Source organism: Tsukamurella sp. USMM236 (genome assembly GCF_037148755.1).
Lineage (GTDB): Bacteria > Actinomycetota > Actinomycetes > Mycobacteriales > Mycobacteriaceae > Tsukamurella.
The window spans coordinates 285,739-302,555 of record NZ_JBBCSS010000005.1 but is presented as its reverse complement, the minus strand read 5'-3'; the positions used below and the strand labels follow the sequence as shown (position 1 = coordinate 302,555).

The following is a 16,817-nucleotide window of genomic DNA, read 5'->3' as shown; positions in this document are numbered from 1 at the left end:
TCTCCTTGTGAGAAGTGGTGGGGGAGTTCAGTCGTTCGCGACGGTCACGGTGACGTCGATGTTGCCGCGCACGGCGTTCGAGTACGGGCAGACCTGGTGGGCCGCGTCGGCGAGGGCCTGGGCGGCGTCGTGCTCGACGTCGGGGATGACGACCTCGAGCGCGACGGTGAGGCCGAAGCCGCCGGAGTCGTTGGGGCCGATGCCGACGCGGGCGCCGACGCTGGAGTCGCCGAGCGCGACCTTCTGCGTGCGGGCGACCATCTGGAGCGCGGAGTGGAAGCAGGCGGCGTAGCCGGCGGCGAAGAGCTGCTCGGGGTTGGCGCCGTCGCCGGATCCGCCCATCTCCTTCGGGATGGCCAGCTGCAGGTCGACGCGGCCGTCGTCGGTGCGGGTGCGGCCGTCGCGGCCGGCGCCGGTGGCGATGGCCTCGGCGGTGTACACGGTGCTCATGTCGGGGGTTCCTCCTGGAACGTCGGGGGTGATCAGGTGTGCGCGGCGCAGAAGCGGTTCGCCAGGTCGCGGAGCGCGACCGCGTCCTCGACGGGCAGGTTGAAGCCCTCGTAGACCCGGCTGCGGGCGGCGTCGACCCGGGGGCGCAGCGCGTGCCCCGCGGCGGTGACGTGGACCGTGACCAGTCGTTCGTCGGCCTGGTCTCGGCGGCGCTCGACGAGGCCGGCGCCCTCGAGCCGCCGGATCAGCGGCGACAGGGTGCCGCTGTCGAGGCGCAGGCGTTCGCCCAGCGCCGAGACGGTGACGCCGTCGCGCTCCCACAGGGCGAGGAGCGTGACGTACTGGGTGTAGGTGAGGCCTAGCGTCGACAGCTCCTCGCGGTAGGCGTTCGACGCCACCCGCGCGGCGGAGTACAGCGCGAAGCACAGCTGCTCGTCCAGGGTCCGGTTCGCTTCCACCCCATGATGATGGCACGCAATTCAATTGCGCACAACCGAAAATTCCTGCGACTGGACGAACTGGGTCGACCTGTCTACCTGCGGGTTTACATATCAGCGCGAACTGTCCACGATTTACTTGACAAATCGTCGGAACATGTCAAATACTGAGTCCAGAGCGTATGACCTCAGTCACAGCCCCTGCCGGGGGCGAACGGATTAAGGAGGCACCATGAAGGGCCTGGCTTACATCGATGCGGACGGCAAGGAAGCCGTCTGGACCGACCACAAGAAGCGACTCTGGCTGTGGGGCCTGTTCGTCCCCACCGCCCTGTTCTTCGCGGTGGGGCTCATCATGCTGCTGGGCATCGGCAGCACCCCGCTGATGTACCTCGCCCCGGTGCTGTGGTGGATCGGCCCGATCCTGCTGTACGTGATCCTCCCGATCGTCGACATCAAGGCCGGCGACGACGGCGAGAACCCGCCGGAGGAGGTGATGGAGGCGCTGGAGAACTCCACGTACTACAAGTGGCTCACCTACGTCTTCCTGCCCTTCCAGCTCGCCTCGCTGGTGCTGATGTGCTACCTCCTCACCGCTGACAACCTCACCTGGCTGGGCGGCGTGTACGCGACCGGCGGCGGGCTCGGCCTGATCAGCCAGATCGGCCTCACCCTCAGCCTGGGCGTGGTCGCCGGCATCGCCATCAACACCGGTCACGAGCTGGGCCACAAGAAGCCCGAGAACGAGCGCTGGATCGCCAAGCTCACCCTGGCGCCCGCCATGTACGGCCACTTCTTCATCGAGCACAACCGCGGCCACCACGTGCGCGTCGCCACCCCGGAGGATCCCGCGTCCGGCCGCTTCGGCGAGACCTTCTGGGAGTTCCTGCCGCGCAGCGTGTGGGGCAGCCTCAAGTCCTCGTGGGAGCTGGAGAAGACCCGCCTCGAGCGACTCGGCAAGAGCCCGTGGACCCTGAAGAACGACGTGCTCAACGCCTGGCTCATGACCGTCGTGCTGTTCGGTGGCCTGACCGCGGTCTTCGGCTGGTACGTCCTGCCCTTCCTGATCATCCAGGGCGTCTACGGGTTCAGCCTGCTGGAGTCGGTGAACTACCTCGAGCACTACGGCCTGCTGCGTCAGAAGCTCGCCTCCGGCCGCTACGAGCGTTGCGCCCCGAAGCACTCCTGGAACTCGGATCGCATCATCACCAACGTCTTCCTGTACCACCTGCAGCGCCACAGCGATCACCACGCCAACCCCACGCGCCGCTACCAGACCCTCCGCTCGTTCGAGGAGGCCCCGTCGCTGCCCCAGGGCTACGCCACGCTGATCGGCCTGACCTACTTCCCGCCGCTGTGGCGCCGCCTGATGGACCACCGCGTCCTCGACCACTACGACGGCGACATCACCAAGGTCAACATCCACCCCCGCGTCCGCGACAAGGTCCTCGCCCAGTACGGCGCCACCGCGACCGGAGAGCAGGCCGCCGCATGAGCGCCTTCAAATGCCCCGTGTGCCAGTACGTCTACGACGAGGCGGCGGGCGCGCCCCGCGAGGGCTGGCCGGCCGGCACCCTCTGGGTTGATATTCCCGACGACTGGAACTGCCCCGACTGCGGGGTCCGCGACAAGATCGACTTCGAACCGGTCTGAGCCGGCGCGAATCCTCCCCTCCGAGAAAGGAACCGACAATGAGTGACGCACCCTTCAAGCTGTTCCGCTGCCTCCAGTGCGGCTTCGAGTACGACGAGGCCGAAGGCTGGCCCGAGGACGGCATCGAGCCCGGCACGCGCTGGGACGACATTCCGGACGACTGGTCCTGCCCCGACTGCGGCGCCGCCAAGGCCGACTTCGAGATGGTCGAGGTATCGCGGGCATGAGCACCGACAGCGTGGTGATCGTCGGCACGGGCGTCGCGGGCGCCACCGCGGCCCTGGCGCTGCGGACCGGCGGATACGACGGGGCCGTGACCCTCATCGGGCGCGACCCGCACCTCCCGTACCGGCGGCCCACCCTGTCGAAGGACGTGCTGCTGGCGGGGATGCCCGTCGAGAAGGCGCTCCTCAAGCCGGCCACGCACTGGGAGGACATCGACGTCACGGTTCGCACCGGGGTCACCGTGACGGGTGGCGACACCGCCGCCCGCACCCTGGAGCTGTCCGACGGTGCCGACCTCGCCTACGGCTCGCTGGTTCTCGCGACCGGCGGTGCGGCCCGGGAGCTGCCGGGCCTGCCGCCCGCGCCCCGCGTGAGGTACCTGCGGGACTTCGCCGACGCGACCGCGCTGCGCGACGAATTGGGCCGCGCGGGCCGGGTCATCGTGCTCGGCGCCGGACTCATCGGCTCGGAGGTCGCCTCCGCCGCCGCGAAACTGGGGGCCGCCGTCACCGTCGTCGAGCCGGCCGCTCTGCCGCTCGCCCGCGTCGTGCCCCCGTCGATCGGGGAGCGCCTCGCCGGCCTGCAGCGCGACGCCGGCGTCGACCTGCTGCTGGGCGTCCGGCCGGGGGAGATCACCGTCGACCCCGACCAGGTCTCCGTCGCGCTGCCCGGCGGCGGCGCCCTCGTCGCCGACCTGCTGGTGGTGGCCGTGGGCTCGAGCCCCGACACCGGCCTCGCCGAGCGTCTGGCCCTGCGCGTGGACGACGGTATCCTGGTGGACGAGCAGTACCGCACGTCCGCCGAGGGCGTCTACGCCATCGGCGACTGCGCGCGGGTGCCCCATCCGCTGGAAGGCGGCAGCTACCGGGCCGAGAACTGGTCGGCGGCGCAGGACCAGGGCACCGCGGCCGCGCAGGTGCTCCTCGGCGGCGCGCCCGCCCCCACGGTCCCGTGGGGCTGGTCGAACCAGTTCGGGGCGGTGCTGCAGTTCGCGGGATGGCCCGCGGCGGACGACGAGCTGGAGGTGGACGGTCCCATGGACACGGCGAGCGGTGATCCCTTCTTCGCGCGGTGCAACCGCGGCGGCAGCCTCGCCGGCGCCGTCGCGGTGGGTCGGCCCAAGGAGCTGCGGGCGGTCCGTGGCGAGCTGTCCGAGCAGATCGCGGCGGCGGTCGCACGATGACCGTCCTCGTCGGGCGCGATGCCGCTGATGCCGCGCCGAAGCAAACGGTGCGGGATCAGGCGCTCGACGCGGTCAGCGGCGTCCTGAGCGGGAGGGAGTGGTCGGCGGTCACCATGGCCGCCGTCGCCCGCCAGGCGGGCGTCAGCCGGCAGACCCTGTACAACGAGTTCGGCTCCCGCAAGGGCATGGCCGTCGCCTACGTCACCCGGTTCGTCGACGGCCTCCTCGCCTACGTGCAGGAGCGGATCGACGCGCACCCGGGCGAGATCGACGCCGCCGTCGACGACGCCATGCGCGGCGTCTTCGAGATCGGGATGGGCGACCCCGTCGTCATCAACATCGTGGGACCGAACCCCCACCGCGACCTCATGGGGATCGTGACTATCGACGGCACGCCGATCATGCAGCGCGCCGCCGAGGGCCTCGCGGAGATCCTCGCCATGAGCTGGGCACAGGTCCGCCGGGCCGACGCGCAGATCGCGGCCGGCGTGCTCGTGCGGCTCGCGTTCAGCCACCTCACCATGCCGATCGAGGGCCCGGAGGAGGCGGCGCGCGAGGTGTCCGCGGTGCTCTCGCCGTTCCTCGCCCAGGCCGTTCGTAGCTGAACCGCGCCCGGATCGGGTCAGGGCCGGGAGCAGTCGGCGCAGCGGCCGAAGATCTCCAGCGTGTGGGTCACGTCGGTGAAGCCGTGCGCCGCGGCGGTCCGGGCCGACCACGCCTCGACGGCCCGGTCGGTGACCTCGACGGTGCGTCCGCACTCGCGGCACACGAGGTGGTGATGGTGCTCGTCCGAACACAACCGGAACAGGGCCTCGCCGCTGTCCGTGCGCAGGGTGTCGACGGCGCCCGCGTCCGCCATCGCCTGGAGGTTCCGGTACACGGTGGTCAGGCCGATCGACTCGCCGTCCGCGCGGAGCCGCTCGTGCAGCTCCTGCGCCGACTTGAACTCCGAGACCGATCGCAGCGCCTGCGTGATCGCCCCGCGCTGTTTGGTCGCCCGGATTCCGGTTCCCTTGGCGGCGTGGACGGTCACCGTCACGCCCCCGGCCGCTCGGTGGCGTGGGCGACCGCGTCGACCACGATGTGCGCGAGGTGGTCGTCGACCAGGCGGTAGACGATCTCGCGGCCGTTGCGCTCGCCGCGCACGACGCCGGCCGATTTGAGCACGCGGAGGTGCTGGCTGACGAGGGGCTGGGTCACGCCGAGGGCGTCGACCAGTTGATGCACGCAGAGCTCGGAGTGCATGAGCTCGAGCACGATGGAGATCCGGACCGGGGCGGCCAGGGCGCGCAGGAGGTCGCCCGTGGCGGTGAGCACCTCGGGATCGGGCTGGGTGCGCGGCGGGTCCTCGGGGTCGACGGGGCAGTCGGCGACGAGGGCGGTCGGGACGATGTCGGTGGGAATGGGGTGCCTCCTCTTATCAACAATCATTTTCATATGCGGGATCGGCCACGTCAAGCCGCCGGACCGGAGGCGTCCCATCGCGCCGTGGTCCGGGGTGCGAACGGTAGAGTCGGTGCGTACGTTTTTCTGGTCTCACAACCCGTCGGAGATGAAGCGCGCCGTGGCCAAAGCAACCAAAGTCGATACCGTCGCCAACCTGTGCAAGCGCAGGGGACTGGTCTTCCAGTCGGGTGAGATCTACGGCGGCACGAAGTCGGCCTGGGATTACGGGCCGCTGGGCGTGGAGCTCAAGGAGAACATCAAGAAGCAGTGGTGGCGCAACATGATCACCTCGCGCGACGACGTGGTGGGTCTGGACAGCGCGATCATCCTGCCCCGCCAGGTGTGGGTCGCGTCCGGCCACGTCTCGGTGTTCAACGATCCGCTGGTCGAGTGCCTCAACTGCCACAAGCGGCACCGTCAGGACCACCTCCAGGAGGCGTTCGCCGAGAAGCGCGCCGCCAAGGGCGAAGAGGTCGACCCGGACGCCGTGCCGATGTCGGAGATCGTCTGCCCGGATTGCGGCACCAAGGGGCAGTGGACCGAGCCCCGCGACTTCAACATGATGCTCAAGACCTACCTCGGCCCGATCGAGTCGGAGGAGGGCCTGCACTACCTGCGGCCCGAGACCGCGCAGGGCATCTTCGTGAACTTCAAGAACGTGATGACCACGGCGCGCAAGAAGCCGCCGTTCGGCATCGGCCAGATCGGCAAGAGCTTCCGCAACGAGATCACGCCCGGCAACTTCATCTTCCGGACCCGCGAGTTCGAGCAGATGGAGATGGAGTTCTTCGTCAAGCCGGGTGACGACGACGAGTGGCACCAGTACTGGATCGACTACCGCCTCAAGTGGTACACGGACCTCGGCATCGACCCGGAGAACCTGCGCCTGTTCACGCACCCGCAGGAGAAGCTGAGCCACTACTCCAAGGGCACCGTCGACATCGAGTACCGCTTCGAGTTCACCGGCAGCGAGTGGGGCGAGCTCGAGGGCATCGCCAACCGCACCGACTTCGACCTCGGCACCCACACGAAGCACTCGGGCGAGTCCCTGGAGTTCTTCGACCAGCAGTCGGGTGAGCGGTACACGCCGTACGTCATCGAGCCCGCGGCCGGCCTCACCCGCTCGCTGATGGCCTTCCTCGTGGACGCCTACACCGAGGAGGAGGTGCCGAAGGCCAACGGCGGCACCGACACCCGCGTCGTGCTCAAGCTCGACCGTCGCCTCGCCCCGGTGAAGGTCGCAGTGCTGCCCCTCTCGCGCGACGAGAAGCTCTCGCCCAAGGCACGCGAGCTGTCCGCGCAGCTGCGGCAGTTCTGGAACGTCGACTTCGACGACGCCCAGGGCATCGGCAAGCGCTACCGCCGCCAGGACGAGATCGGCACGCCGTTCTGCGTCACCGTCGACTTCGACACGCTCGAGGACGAGTCCGTGACCGTGCGTGAGCGCGACACGATGGAGCAGGAGCGCGTGCCGCTCGCCGAGATCCAGCAGTACCTGGCCGCGCGCCTCGCCGGCTGCTGATCAGGTCGTGAGAACGGCGCCCCGGTGATGCACCGGGGCGCCGTTGTTCTCTTCGCTCTCGGATCTTGTCCGATCTGGACAGTGCTAGCCGCAGGTGATCTCGACGCGGAACTTCTTGGTGCTCAGGTCGGCGGCGCGGGCCTCTCCGGTGATCGTGTACCGGTTGCCGGCCTTCGAGGCCTTGGCCGAGCCGACCTTCCCGACGGGCGTGTTCAGCACCGTCATCACGTTGCCGCCGGTGGCGATGAACAGGCTGTTCACCGTGGGCGGGTTGCCCTCGGTGAGCATGGCGCCGACGCCGCGGGCGGTCTGCACGCTGCCCGAGCCCACGGTGATGCTGTCGCCGTTGCGCGAGCAGCCGGCGTTGACGTACTCGGCCGCGCTCTCGGCCTTCCCGTCGATCTCGACCACGGTGCTGGAGTCGGTGTTGGGGGAGGTGCACGCCGCGAGCGCCACCAGGGTGCAGCCCGCGAGGGCGACTGCCGCTTTCTTCATGCGATCACCGTACCGGGGGATCGCGGCAGGTCCGACGCGCCGCACCAACCGGCCGCACGGTCTCACTATGGGATACTCGACGCATGACGAACGGCAAGGTGGTCCATTTCGACACGCAGCGCGGCTTCGGCTTCCTCGCGCCGGACGCGGGGGGCGAGGACGTCTTCCTCCACGTGAACGACATCGATTTCGACGAGTCGGCGCTGCGGCCGGGCACTGCGGTCACGTTCGAGGTGGAGAAGGGCGACAAGGGGCTCAAGGCCGTGAACGTCGCCGTCGTCGGCGGAGCTCCCGCCGCCGCGCCCCGTCGCGACAACCGGGACAGTCGCGATTCCCGCGATTCCCGCGATTCCCGCGATTCCCGCGGCGACCGGCGCGACCAGGCGCCCCGTCGGGACGCCGCACCGCGCGCGGCCGCCGGAGCGCTCGACATGCAGTCCTTCGTCGACGAGCTCAACGAGCTCCTGCTCGATTCCTCGGACGATCTGACCGCCGGCCAGATCATCGCGATCCGTCAGCGGATCGCGGACTTCGCCTTCGCGCGCGGTTGGGTCACCGAGTAGGTGCCGCTGCTGCCCGGGCCGGCCGCGTACCAGCCGGCCGACGTCGAACGCCTCGTCGCCGAGCAGCCCAAAACGGCGGGGCTCGAAGCGGATACGGAGCCCACGCTCTTCTCGGGCCCGCAGTGGGAGGCCCTGCGGTGGGAGGGGCACAGCTCCGCCTTCGCGCGGGATCGCGCGCGCGTGCTGCACAGCGCCGCGCTGCGCCGGCTCGCCGATAAGACGCAGGTCGTGGGCCCGCGCGAGGGCGATACGCCGCGCACCCGGCTCACCCACTCGCTGGAGGTCAGCCAGATCGGCCGGGGCATCGCCCTCGGCATCGGCTGCGATCCCGACCTCGTGGACCTCGCGGGCCTCGCCCACGACATCGGGCACCCGCCCTACGGGCACAACGGCGAGCGCGCCCTCGACGAGGTCGCGTCGAGCATCGGCGGCTTCGAGGGCAACGCGCAGAACCTGCGCATCCTCACTCGCCTCGAGCCCAAGGTGCTGAACGCTGCGGGGGAGTCGGCCGGCCTCAACCTCACTCGCGCCGCGCTCGACGCCGCCACCAAGTACCCGTGGCTGCGCCGCGAGCCCGGCGGCAAGTTCGGCGTCTACGACGACGACGCCTACGTCCTGGACTGGATGCGCGGCGGCGAGAACGGCCCGCACGGCACCCGGCAGTGCCTCGAATCGCAGGTCATGGACTGGTCCGACGACGTCGCCTACTCCGTGCACGACGTCGAGGACGGGGTCCTGTCGGGCCGCCTCGACCTGCGCGCCCTCTCCTCGCCCGCGGAGGTGCGCAGCCTCTCCGGCTTCGGCGCGAGCAGCTTCCGCGGCGCCGAGGCCGCCGAGCTGGAGGAGGCCGGCGCCCGCCTCGCCTCCTTCGAGGTGGTCGCCGCGGCCGCGAAGTACGACGGTGACCTCGCCTCCTCGGTGGCGCTCAAGCGCATGACGAGCGAGCTGGTGGGCCGCTTCGCCTCCGCCGCGATCGACGCGACCCGGGCGGCCACGAGCAACGAGCCGGTGTGCCGGTACGAGGCCGACGTCGAAGTGCCGCCGTCCGTGCGCGCCGAGGTGATCCTGCTGAAAACGATGGCGCTGCAGTACATCTACTCGAACCAGATGCACCTCGCCATTCAGCAGGGCCAGCGGGACCGGATCCTGCGCGTGGCCGACTACCTGATGGGCGCGTCACCGTCGAACATCGATCCGCTGTACTCCCCGGCCTACCTCGCCGCGGATTCCGACGCCGTCCGCCTGCGCGTCGTGGTCGACCAGATCGCGTCGATGACGGAGACGCGCCTGGAGCGGCTGGACGAGAAAGTGCTGGAGAGTTGAAAGATCGACACCTCTCCGCGCTCTGAGGGACATCGATTTCGATTGACCTGGGAAAACGCCGGATGCAGGTGTAGATCTTTCACGCCACGGGAGTCAGTAGACTGTTGCCGTGGTCGGCAGAATCCCGGAGCGTGACATCGCGGCGATCCGCGACCGTGCGCGCATCGAGGACGTGGTCGGCGAGTACGTGGCGCTCCGCCCCGCCGGCGTCGGATCGATGAAGGGCCTGTGCCCGTTCCACGACGAGAAGACCCCCAGCTTCCACGTGCGTCCCACGCAGGGCTTCTTCCACTGCTTCGGCTGCGGCGAGGGCGGCGACGTCATCTCCTTCCTGCAGAAGATCGAGCACGTGCCCTTCGTGGAGGCCGTCGAGCAGCTCGCCGACAAGGTGGGCATCCAGATCTCCTACGAGGGCGGCGCTCCCGGCCCCAAGCAGGACCGCGGCACCCGCATGCGGCTCGTCGCGGCCAATGCCGCCGCACAGAAGTTCTACGCCGAGCAGCTGCGCACCCCGGAGGCGGAGATCGCCCGGACCTACCTCACCGAACGCGAGTTCACCGAGGAGGATGCTCGCTTCTACGGCTGCGGCTACGCCCCGTCGGGCTGGGACACCATGACGAAGGCGCTGCTGCGGCAGGGCTTCGACGTCAAGGAGCTCGAGGCGGCGGGCCTGTCCAAGCAGGGGCAGCGCGGCCCGATCGACCGGTTCCACCGCAGGCTGCTGTGGCCGATCAGGAACCTCGGCGGCGACGTGATCGGCTTCGGCGCGCGCAAGCTCTTCGACGACGACAACCTCGGCAAGTACATGAACACGCCGGAGACGATCCTCTACAAGAAGTCCCAGGTGCTGTTCGGTCTCGACCACGCGAAGAAGCACATCGCCAAGGGGCACCAGGTGGTGGTCGTCGAGGGCTACACCGACGTCATGGCCATGCACTCCGCCGGCGTGGAGACCGCCGTCGCGTCCTGTGGCACCGCCTTCGGCGAGGACCACGTCTCTCTCGTGCGGCGGCTCATGATGGACGACAGCTACTTCCGCGGCGAGGTGATCTACACCTTCGACGGTGATGCCGCCGGCCGCGCCGCCGCGATGAAGGCTTTCGACGGCGACCAGAAGATCGCCGGGCAGTCGTTCGTCGCCATCGCACCGGACGGCATGGACCCGTGCGAGCTGCGCCAGAAGCGCGGCGACGAGGCCGTGCGGGACCTCATCGCGCAGCGCGTGCCCATGTTCGAGTTCGTGGTGAAGACGCTGATCCAGGAGTTCGACCTCGACACCGCCGAGGGGCGCGTGCACGCGCTGCGCCGGTCGGTGCCCGTGGTCGCGCGGATCAAGGACATGGCACTGCGGGACGAATACTCGCGCCAGCTCGCCGGGTGGGTCGGCTGGGAGGACGTCGCGCAGGTGCTGCGCCGCGTGCGGGAGGAGTCCGCCCGGATCCGCCGCGGCGAGGGGCGTCCCGGGCCCGGCGCGCCCGCACCGTCGACCAACCGGATCCGCGACGCGGTTCCCGAGGCCCCGGCACCCCGCCCGACGGGGCCGCAGCGCCCCAACCCCGCCGACCCGGTCCTCTGGGTGCAGCGCGAGGTGCTCAAGGCCGCGCTGCAGGTGCCCGCGCTCGCGGGCATGGTCTTCGACGCGCTCTCCGACGACATGTTCACCGACCCCGCGTACCGCCAGGTGCGGCTGGCGATCGAGGCGGCGGGCGGCATCGCGGCGGGCCTCGGCGGCCCCGAATGGGTGGACACGGTGGTGCGCCACGTCGACGGTCCCGTGCTCGAGCCGCTGGTCACCGAGCTCGCGGTGGAGCCGATGCAGGTGGCGGGCGACCCGTCGCCGCGGTACGTCGAGTCCGTGATGGCGCGGCTGCAGGAGGTGTGGGTCGGGGCGCAGGTGGCCGACCTCAAGTCGAAGCTGCGCCGGATGTCGCCCAATTCCGACGGTGACTACAACCGCCTGTTCGGCGACCTCGTCGCGCTCGAGAGCTACCGGCAGAGCCTGCTCAAGATGGCTGTCGGCGACTCGGCGTTCTAGTCCGGTTCGGTCTAGTCCAGGTCGGTCTTGGGGGAGTAGATCACCGTCTGCGCGTCGATCTCGCGCATCGTGCGCATCTTCGGATCGGGGTTGAGCTGCTCGGCGAGCTTGCGGCGCCCGATCTCCACGGCCTTCTTCGTCGCCGGGCTGGTGGCGATGGCCTTCGCGGTGCGGTTGATCTGCTCGTACCGGCGGCGTCCGGCCTTGGTGCCCAGCACGTAGCCGGCACCTGCGGCGATAACCAGTCGCATCATGCCGCCACTGTACCGGCCGCGGCCCCGCTCCGGCGGGCGGTCCCCGGCCGATAGGCTCGATCCATGAGCTCGTACCCGCCCGCCCAGACCGTCGCCGAGTTCGAGGCCGGGATCGCCGAGGTGATGCGCCGCATCGACGCCGCGGCGGCCCGGGCGGGGCGGTCACCGTCGGACGTGCGGCTGCTCCCCGTCAGCAAGACGGTGCCGCAGGAGCGGCTGCGGCTCGCCGTGGCTGCGGGTTGCCGGGAGCTGGGGGAGAACAAGCCGCAGGAGGCGAAGCGCAAGAGCGCCGAGATGGCCGACTTGGACGTCTCCTGGGCCGTGATCGGCCACCTGCAGACCAACAAGGCCAAGGACGTCGCCGCCGTCGCCGCCGAGTTCCAGGCACTCGACAGCGTCCGCGTCGCCGAGGCGCTCGACCGCCGGCTCCAGGCGCTCGGCCGCGGCCTCGATGTGTACGTGCAGGTCAACACGTCGGACGAGGAGCAGAAGTACGGGCTGCCGCCGGCCGAGGTGCCGGCCTTCCTCGCGGAACTGCCCGCGTTCGCTTCGCTGCGGGTGCGCGGCTTCATGACTCTCGCGGAGTTCTCCGCCGACGAGGAACGGGTGCGCGCCTGCTTCCGCCGGCTCCGGGACGTCCGGGACCGGGCCGTGCAGGACTGGCCCCAGGCGGTCGAGTTGTCGATGGGCATGTCGGGCGACTACGAGATCGCCGTGGAGGAGGGCTCGACCTGCGTGCGGGTGGGCCAGGCGATCTTCGGCTCTCGGGCGCTGCCCGACAGCCATTACTGGCCCGAGGGGCAGTAACCTTCCCCTCGTGCTGACCGATGACGAGGATCGCCAGTTCACCGTCGCCGACATCGCCGAGCTCCTGGCGGTCGTCGTGGCGCTCGGCCTGCTGTTCTGGCTGCTCGACCCCCTCAATCCGTGGTTGAAGTACCCCGCGATCCTGTTCGGCTCCGTCGCCGTGCTCGCGGTGTGGCGCGGCCTGCGGAGGGTGATCGCGAAGCGCAGCGGCGGTCGCGCCGGCGGGATCGCGCCCCTGCAACTGGTCGAGACGGTTCCGGGCGAGTACTCGCTGATCCTCCTGGCCGGCGGCACCCCGTCCGACGATGCCGTCGTCGCGCTCGGGCACGAGCCGAACGGCTACTTCTGGCAGGGCGTCGCCGAGCGGATCCTGCCCGAGCAGATGCGCGTGGGAATCCGGTTCGACAGCGAGGCGGGCATGTTCAGCGCGCGAAGCGACAAGGAGACCCTGGTGATCCTGGGCTCGGAGATGGCCCGGATCGCGACCGATCCCGCGCGTGTGCGCGAGGTGGTCGCCGCTGCGGAGGCCGACGGCTTCGTCTTCGACGACTGACGGCCCGGCGGGGGCGCGGCCCGGCACAATGGTCGGGTCCAGCGGTTGCAGACAGTGATCGGAGTCCCATCGTGCTCGGTCTCGTGCGCTCGTGTTCCACTCACCTCGATCCCGCGGTGCGGCGGCTCTGGCGCGCGCACCTGTGCGGGCTGTGCCTGACGCTGCGCGACACCGCGGGGCAGCCGGCGCGGGCGTTCACCAACACCGACGCCGCGCTGCTCTCGGCGCTCGTCGAGGCGCAGCAGCCGCGGCCCGCCGCCACCCGCACGGCCGGCCCGTGCGCGTTGCGCGGGATGCGCCGCGCGGAGGTGATCGCGCCTGCGGAGCTCGGGGTGCGGCTGGGTGCCACCGCCGCGCTCACGTTGGCGTCGGCGAAGATCGGTGATCGCGCCGCCGAGCGGGAGGAGGGCCTGTGCGGCCCCGGTCCCGCGGGGCGCGGCACCGTCGGGCTGCTGCGGGCGACGGAGCGACGGCTCGGGCGCCGCGCCGCAGCCGATGCTCCCGTCGCCGCGGCGGCGCACGTTCCCGACGCCCTCGCCGGGCTCGCCGAGCAGGCGCGGATCGAGTCCCGCGCCACCGAGCTCGCCGAGGTGACCGCGCCGACGGCGTCGGCGGTCGGCGCGATGTTCGCGGCATCGGCCGGGCTCGCCGGCTGCCCGGAGAACGAGGAGGCCCTCGGCGAGCTGGGCCGCGCCTACGGCGAGTTCGCGCACCTCGCGGACGCGCTGGAGGACCTGCCGCGGGATCGGAAACGGGGCGACTACAACCCGCTCGACGCGACCGGCACGTCCGTGGACGCCGCCGTCGCGCGGCTGCAGGCGTTGCGCGACATCGTGATCGACAGGCTCGGCCGGGTCGAGCTGCGCGACGACCGGCTGGTGCGACCCCTGCTGCTCACCGCGATGGCCACGGTCCTCGCCGCCCAGCGCACGCCGATGACCAAGAAGTCGAAGAAGAAGCTGGGCAGGAGATCGGTCGAGGTGGGCGAGAACGCGGGCGATTGCTGCTGCGACGGCGACTGCTGTTGCGGCGACGGGTGCTGCTGCGACTGCTCGTGAAACGACACCGCCCCGGTGGAAGCACGGGCTTCCACCGGGGCGGTGACGGATTCGGGTGCTTAGGCCTCGACGCGGACGTCGGCGCGGGCCGGGATGACCACGGGGTGCACGCCGGACATGCGCTCGAGCACGCGGACCACCTGGCAGGAGTAGCCGTACTCGTTGTCGTACCAGACGTAGAGCACGAGGTCCTTGCCGTCGGCGATGGTCGCGAGACCGTCGACGATGCCGGCGCGGTGCGAGCCCACGAAGTCCGTGGACACGACCTCGGGCGACTCGATGTAGTCGACCTGCTGGCGCAGCTTCGAGTGCAGCGAGACGCGGCGGAGGTAGTCGTTGACCTCGTCCTTGCTGGTCGGCTTCTCGAGGGTGATGTTGAGGATCGCCAGCGAGACGTCCGGGGTGGGGACGCGGATGGACGAGCCGGTGAGCTTGCCCTCGAGCTGCGGCAGCGCCTTCGAGACGGCCTTCGCGGCGCCTGTCTCGGTGATCACCATGTTGAGCACCGCCGAGCGGCCGCGGCGGTCGCCCTTGTGGAGGTTGTCGATCAGGTTCTGATCGTTGGTGAACGAGTGCACCGTCTCGACGTGGCCGCGCTGGATGCCGTAGGCCTCGTCCAGGGCCGCGAGGACCGGGGTGATCGCGTTCGTGGTGCACGACGCGGCGGAGAGGATGTTGTCGGCGTCCTCGATCGTGCTGTCGTTGATGCCGTGCACGATGTTCTTCAGCGGCGCCTTGCCCGGCGCGGTGAGCAGCACGCGCTTGGCGCCCTTGCTCTTGAGATGCAGGCCGAGGCCCTCCTCGTCGCGCCACTTGCCGGTGTTGTCGACGATCAGCGCGTCCTTGATGCCGTACGCGGTGTAGTCGATCGTCGACGGATCGTCCGAGTAGATGACCTGGATCCGAGTGCCGTTGGCGATGATCACGTCGTTCTCGGCGTCGATCGAGACCGAGCCGGCGAACGGACCGTGCACGGAGTCGCGGGCCAGCAGGCTGGCGCGCTTCTCGAGGTCGTTCTTGACGCTGCGGCGCACGACGATCGCGCGCAGGCGCAGGCCGTGGCCGTTGCCGGCGTGGCTGATCAGGATGCGGGCCAGCAGGCGGCCGATGCGGCCGAAGCCGTACAGCACGACGTCGGCGCCGTCACCATCGGAGACCGGGACGTTGCGCTTGGCGATCTCGGCGCGCAGCAGCTCCTGCACGGCCTCGTCGGACTCGAGGTCCGCGGCGAGGACGGCCAGGCGCGCGATGTCGATCGACGCGGGCTCGGGCGCGATCTCCAGCAGGCCGCGCAGCACCTTCTCCGTCTGCGCCAGCGTGAGGGCCTGGTGGCCCAGCTCCTCGGCGCGCTCGTGCGCCGAGATCACCGCGGAGGTGGAGAGGTTGATCAGGCGGTGCCCGTGGATCGACGACACCACACCGTGCTGGCGGTACAGCCGGCCGATGATGGGGATCAGGCGCTCGGCCTGCTCCTCACGGGCGACCCAGGCGTCGCGGTGGCTGTCGTACGCGCCGCGATGCCCATCGGCAGTCGCGGAGTTCGACGGGGACTCGGGCTCCAGCTGTTGCGTCACGCCCATCATTATGCAATGCGCTGACCGCGCCGCGAGCCACCGGGGCGATGGTGGGAGTGTGCAACCAATCGGCTCCGGAATGCCTGGTCACCGTGGTCGGTGCGGCGGAAGTGCGTTCACGCTCCACCGGGACGATCGCCGAGCGCGCGCTCGATCCGGTCGACGACGTCCGACGGTGCGCCCCTCGTGGCGTCGATCGCGACGTCGTGCGCGGGGGAGCGACGGAGGAGCGCCGCCTCGCGGTGGGCGCGATCGGCGAGAATCCGCTGGTGAGCAGGGTCGGCGCCGAGCAGTTCGTCGCCGGGGAGGCGTCCGGTGCTCTCCGCGGAGCGCAGTGCTACGCGGGCGGTGAGGGCCTCGTCCGAGGCGTCGAGCAGGACGCCGGCCAGCCCCTCGGGGTGCGCCTCGGCGACCAGGTCCGGGTCCCGGGTCACGACGATCAGGTCGTCTGCCCCGGCGTTCGCGTATCCCCGGGTCAGCGCCGCGTACGCGGCCGCGTGCACGTCGCGGTGGTAGGCCGGGCCGTGGAAGCCGAGCTGTTCGACGTCGATGTATGCGGTCGCGCGCCCCGCCGCCCACCGGCGCCGGACCAGCTCCCAGCCCACGGTGGATTTGCCGGCGGCGGTCGCGCCGTGGAGCACCGTCGTCGGCAGCGGAGCGGCGCGCGCGCTCGGTGCCGTCGCCCAGGGCGCGGTCCGGGCGGTCGTCCGACGGGCGACCAACTCGCGCGCCACGTCGTCGACGTCGCGCGAGGTGGTGTCGACGGTGTCGGCCGCGCTGCGGTCGACCCGCGCGGCCAGCTCCTCGAGGTCGGCGAGCGCGTCCGGCGGCGAGCCGCGGTCCAGGTAGCGCCGCCGCAGCTCCGGCCACGCGCAGCGCAGCCGCACATGCGTGAGGTCGATGCCGGAATCCGCTGGGGCGTCGGCGAACACGGGGTCGCCGAGGTCCGGGTCGACGATGCCGGAGATCACCATCTGGCGCAGCCCGAGCCCCGCGAGGGTCCCGACCAGACGCCGGGCGTTCTCCGCCTTCACCACGTGCGGCGTGGCGCCCGAGAGGCGCTCGAAGGGGCCGAGCAGCCCGAGCTGATCGATGTCGACGTACGCGGCGTTCGCGCCCGCGGCGGTGAGCAGTTCGAACACCCGCCACCCGGTGGTGGTCTTGCCCGTCCCGGGCGCGCCGCTGATCCACAGCGCTGGCGTGGTCACGGATTCAACGTATCCGGGGTCGCAAGCGGAT

At 70.6% G+C, this 16,817-nt stretch carries 20 protein-coding genes; 12 read left to right on the top strand and 8 right to left on the bottom strand.

Features of this window, described 5'->3' with window-relative positions; genetic code table 11:
* Positions 1 to 27: 27 nt before the first annotated feature.
* Both WFK95_RS18285 and WFK95_RS18280 read right to left on the bottom strand, forming a co-directional pair.
* Entirely contained in the window at positions 28 to 450 is a 423-nt protein-coding gene (locus WFK95_RS18285) for an organic hydroperoxide resistance protein (RefSeq protein WP_336671497.1), read from the bottom strand.
* 32 nt (positions 451 to 482) lie between these two features.
* Positions 483 to 908, bottom strand: coding sequence for a MarR family winged helix-turn-helix transcriptional regulator (locus tag WFK95_RS18280; protein WP_336671496.1), 426 nt, complete (start codon positions 906 to 908; stop codon positions 483 to 485).
* A gap of 211 nt (positions 909 to 1,119) precedes the next feature.
* On the opposite strand from WFK95_RS18280, the gene WFK95_RS18275 reads away from it, so the two are divergent.
* From WFK95_RS18275 to WFK95_RS18255, 5 genes are read left to right on the top strand one after another with little or no spacing between them, the layout of a single operon-like run.
* Positions 1,120 to 2,382, top strand: coding sequence for an alkane 1-monooxygenase (locus tag WFK95_RS18275; protein WP_336671495.1), 1,263 nt, complete (start codon positions 1,120 to 1,122; stop codon positions 2,380 to 2,382).
* Entirely contained in the window at positions 2,379 to 2,540 is a 162-nt protein-coding gene (locus tag WFK95_RS18270) for a rubredoxin (protein ID WP_224646514.1), read from the top strand. Before WFK95_RS18275 ends, WFK95_RS18270 begins: the two co-directional genes overlap by 4 nt.
* A 38-nt stretch (positions 2,541 to 2,578) precedes the next feature.
* Positions 2,579 to 2,767 (top strand): rubredoxin, encoded by a 189-nt coding sequence (locus WFK95_RS18265; RefSeq protein WP_068521261.1) that lies wholly within the window; start codon positions 2,579 to 2,581, stop codon positions 2,765 to 2,767.
* Complete coding sequence (locus WFK95_RS18260) at positions 2,764 to 3,948, top strand: NAD(P)/FAD-dependent oxidoreductase (RefSeq protein WP_224646516.1); 1,185 nt, start codon at positions 2,764 to 2,766, stop codon at positions 3,946 to 3,948. Before WFK95_RS18265 ends, WFK95_RS18260 begins: the two co-directional genes overlap by 4 nt.
* Positions 3,945 to 4,553 (top strand): TetR/AcrR family transcriptional regulator, encoded by a 609-nt coding sequence (locus WFK95_RS18255; protein ID WP_224646518.1) that lies wholly within the window; start codon positions 3,945 to 3,947, stop codon positions 4,551 to 4,553. Before WFK95_RS18260 ends, WFK95_RS18255 begins: the two co-directional genes overlap by 4 nt.
* Before the next feature lie 17 nt (positions 4,554 to 4,570).
* On the opposite strand, the gene WFK95_RS18250 is transcribed toward WFK95_RS18255, so the two are convergent.
* Positions 4,571 to 4,987: a Fur family transcriptional regulator gene (locus tag WFK95_RS18250; RefSeq protein WP_224646519.1), complete on the bottom strand. Its 417-nt coding sequence runs from the start codon at positions 4,985 to 4,987 to the stop codon at positions 4,571 to 4,573.
* Complete coding sequence (locus WFK95_RS18245) at positions 4,984 to 5,385, bottom strand: ArsR/SmtB family transcription factor (RefSeq protein WP_224646520.1); 402 nt, start codon at positions 5,383 to 5,385, stop codon at positions 4,984 to 4,986. The genes WFK95_RS18250 and WFK95_RS18245 overlap by 4 nt, the downstream gene beginning before the upstream one ends.
* 127 nt (positions 5,386 to 5,512) lie before the next feature.
* Between WFK95_RS18245 and WFK95_RS18240 the strand changes: the two genes are divergently transcribed.
* Complete coding sequence (locus tag WFK95_RS18240; protein ID WP_374201300.1) at positions 5,513 to 6,916, top strand: glycine--tRNA ligase; 1,404 nt, start codon at positions 5,513 to 5,515, stop codon at positions 6,914 to 6,916.
* An 84-nt stretch (positions 6,917 to 7,000) separates the two neighbouring features.
* On the opposite strand, the gene WFK95_RS18235 is transcribed toward WFK95_RS18240, so the two are convergent.
* Entirely contained in the window at positions 7,001 to 7,411 is a 411-nt protein-coding gene (locus WFK95_RS18235; RefSeq protein ID WP_259142860.1) for a lipoprotein LpqH, read from the bottom strand.
* Between the two features lie 83 nt (positions 7,412 to 7,494).
* Here WFK95_RS18235 and WFK95_RS18230 point away from each other — a divergent pair, with 83 nt between their 5' ends.
* The 3 genes from WFK95_RS18230 to dnaG all read left to right on the top strand — a co-directional run bounded on the left by WFK95_RS18230 (position 7,495) and on the right by dnaG (position 11,332).
* Complete coding sequence (locus WFK95_RS18230) at positions 7,495 to 7,974, top strand: cold-shock protein (protein WP_336671494.1); 480 nt, start codon at positions 7,495 to 7,497, stop codon at positions 7,972 to 7,974.
* Positions 7,975 to 9,297, top strand: a complete 1,323-nt coding sequence (locus WFK95_RS18225) for a deoxyguanosinetriphosphate triphosphohydrolase (protein WP_336671493.1) — start codon at positions 7,975 to 7,977, stop codon at positions 9,295 to 9,297.
* Positions 9,298 to 9,406: 109 nt separating this feature from the next.
* Positions 9,407 to 11,332 (top strand): DNA primase, encoded by a 1,926-nt coding sequence (gene dnaG / locus WFK95_RS18220; RefSeq protein ID WP_336671492.1) that lies wholly within the window; start codon positions 9,407 to 9,409, stop codon positions 11,330 to 11,332.
* A gap of 11 nt (positions 11,333 to 11,343) precedes the next feature.
* Here dnaG and WFK95_RS18215 read toward each other — a convergent pair whose 3' ends face one another.
* On the bottom strand, positions 11,344 to 11,586 hold the full coding sequence (locus tag WFK95_RS18215) for a hypothetical protein (protein WP_068521248.1): 243 nt from the start codon (positions 11,584 to 11,586) through the stop codon (positions 11,344 to 11,346).
* A gap of 63 nt (positions 11,587 to 11,649) precedes the next feature.
* Here WFK95_RS18215 and WFK95_RS18210 point away from each other — a divergent pair, with 63 nt between their 5' ends.
* The 3 genes from WFK95_RS18210 (at position 11,650) to WFK95_RS18200 (ending at position 14,004) form a co-directional block, all read left to right on the top strand.
* The gene (locus WFK95_RS18210; protein WP_336671491.1) at positions 11,650 to 12,393 is read left to right on the top strand and encodes a YggS family pyridoxal phosphate-dependent enzyme; all 744 of its coding nucleotides are present in this window, start codon (positions 11,650 to 11,652) and stop codon (positions 12,391 to 12,393) included.
* A gap of 10 nt (positions 12,394 to 12,403) precedes the next feature.
* Positions 12,404 to 12,946, top strand: a complete 543-nt coding sequence (locus WFK95_RS18205) for an Imm51 family immunity protein (protein WP_336671490.1) — start codon at positions 12,404 to 12,406, stop codon at positions 12,944 to 12,946.
* A 71-nt stretch (positions 12,947 to 13,017) separates the two neighbouring features.
* Positions 13,018 to 14,004, top strand: a complete 987-nt coding sequence (locus WFK95_RS18200; protein ID WP_336671489.1) for a DUF5685 family protein — start codon at positions 13,018 to 13,020, stop codon at positions 14,002 to 14,004.
* Positions 14,005 to 14,063: 59 nt separating this feature from the next.
* On the opposite strand, the gene WFK95_RS18195 is transcribed toward WFK95_RS18200, so the two are convergent.
* Together WFK95_RS18195 and WFK95_RS18190 are read right to left on the bottom strand one after the other, a co-directional pair.
* Positions 14,064 to 15,578 carry a glyceraldehyde-3-phosphate dehydrogenase gene (locus WFK95_RS18195; RefSeq protein ID WP_224646538.1) on the bottom strand — a complete coding sequence of 505 codons (1,515 nt, stop codon included), beginning with the start codon at positions 15,576 to 15,578 and terminating at the stop codon, positions 14,064 to 14,066.
* Positions 15,579 to 15,694: 116 nt separating this feature from the next.
* Positions 15,695 to 16,786 carry a hypothetical protein gene (locus tag WFK95_RS18190; RefSeq protein ID WP_336671488.1) on the bottom strand — a complete coding sequence of 364 codons (1,092 nt, stop codon included), beginning with the start codon at positions 16,784 to 16,786 and terminating at the stop codon, positions 15,695 to 15,697.
* Positions 16,787 to 16,817 lie beyond the last annotated feature (31 nt).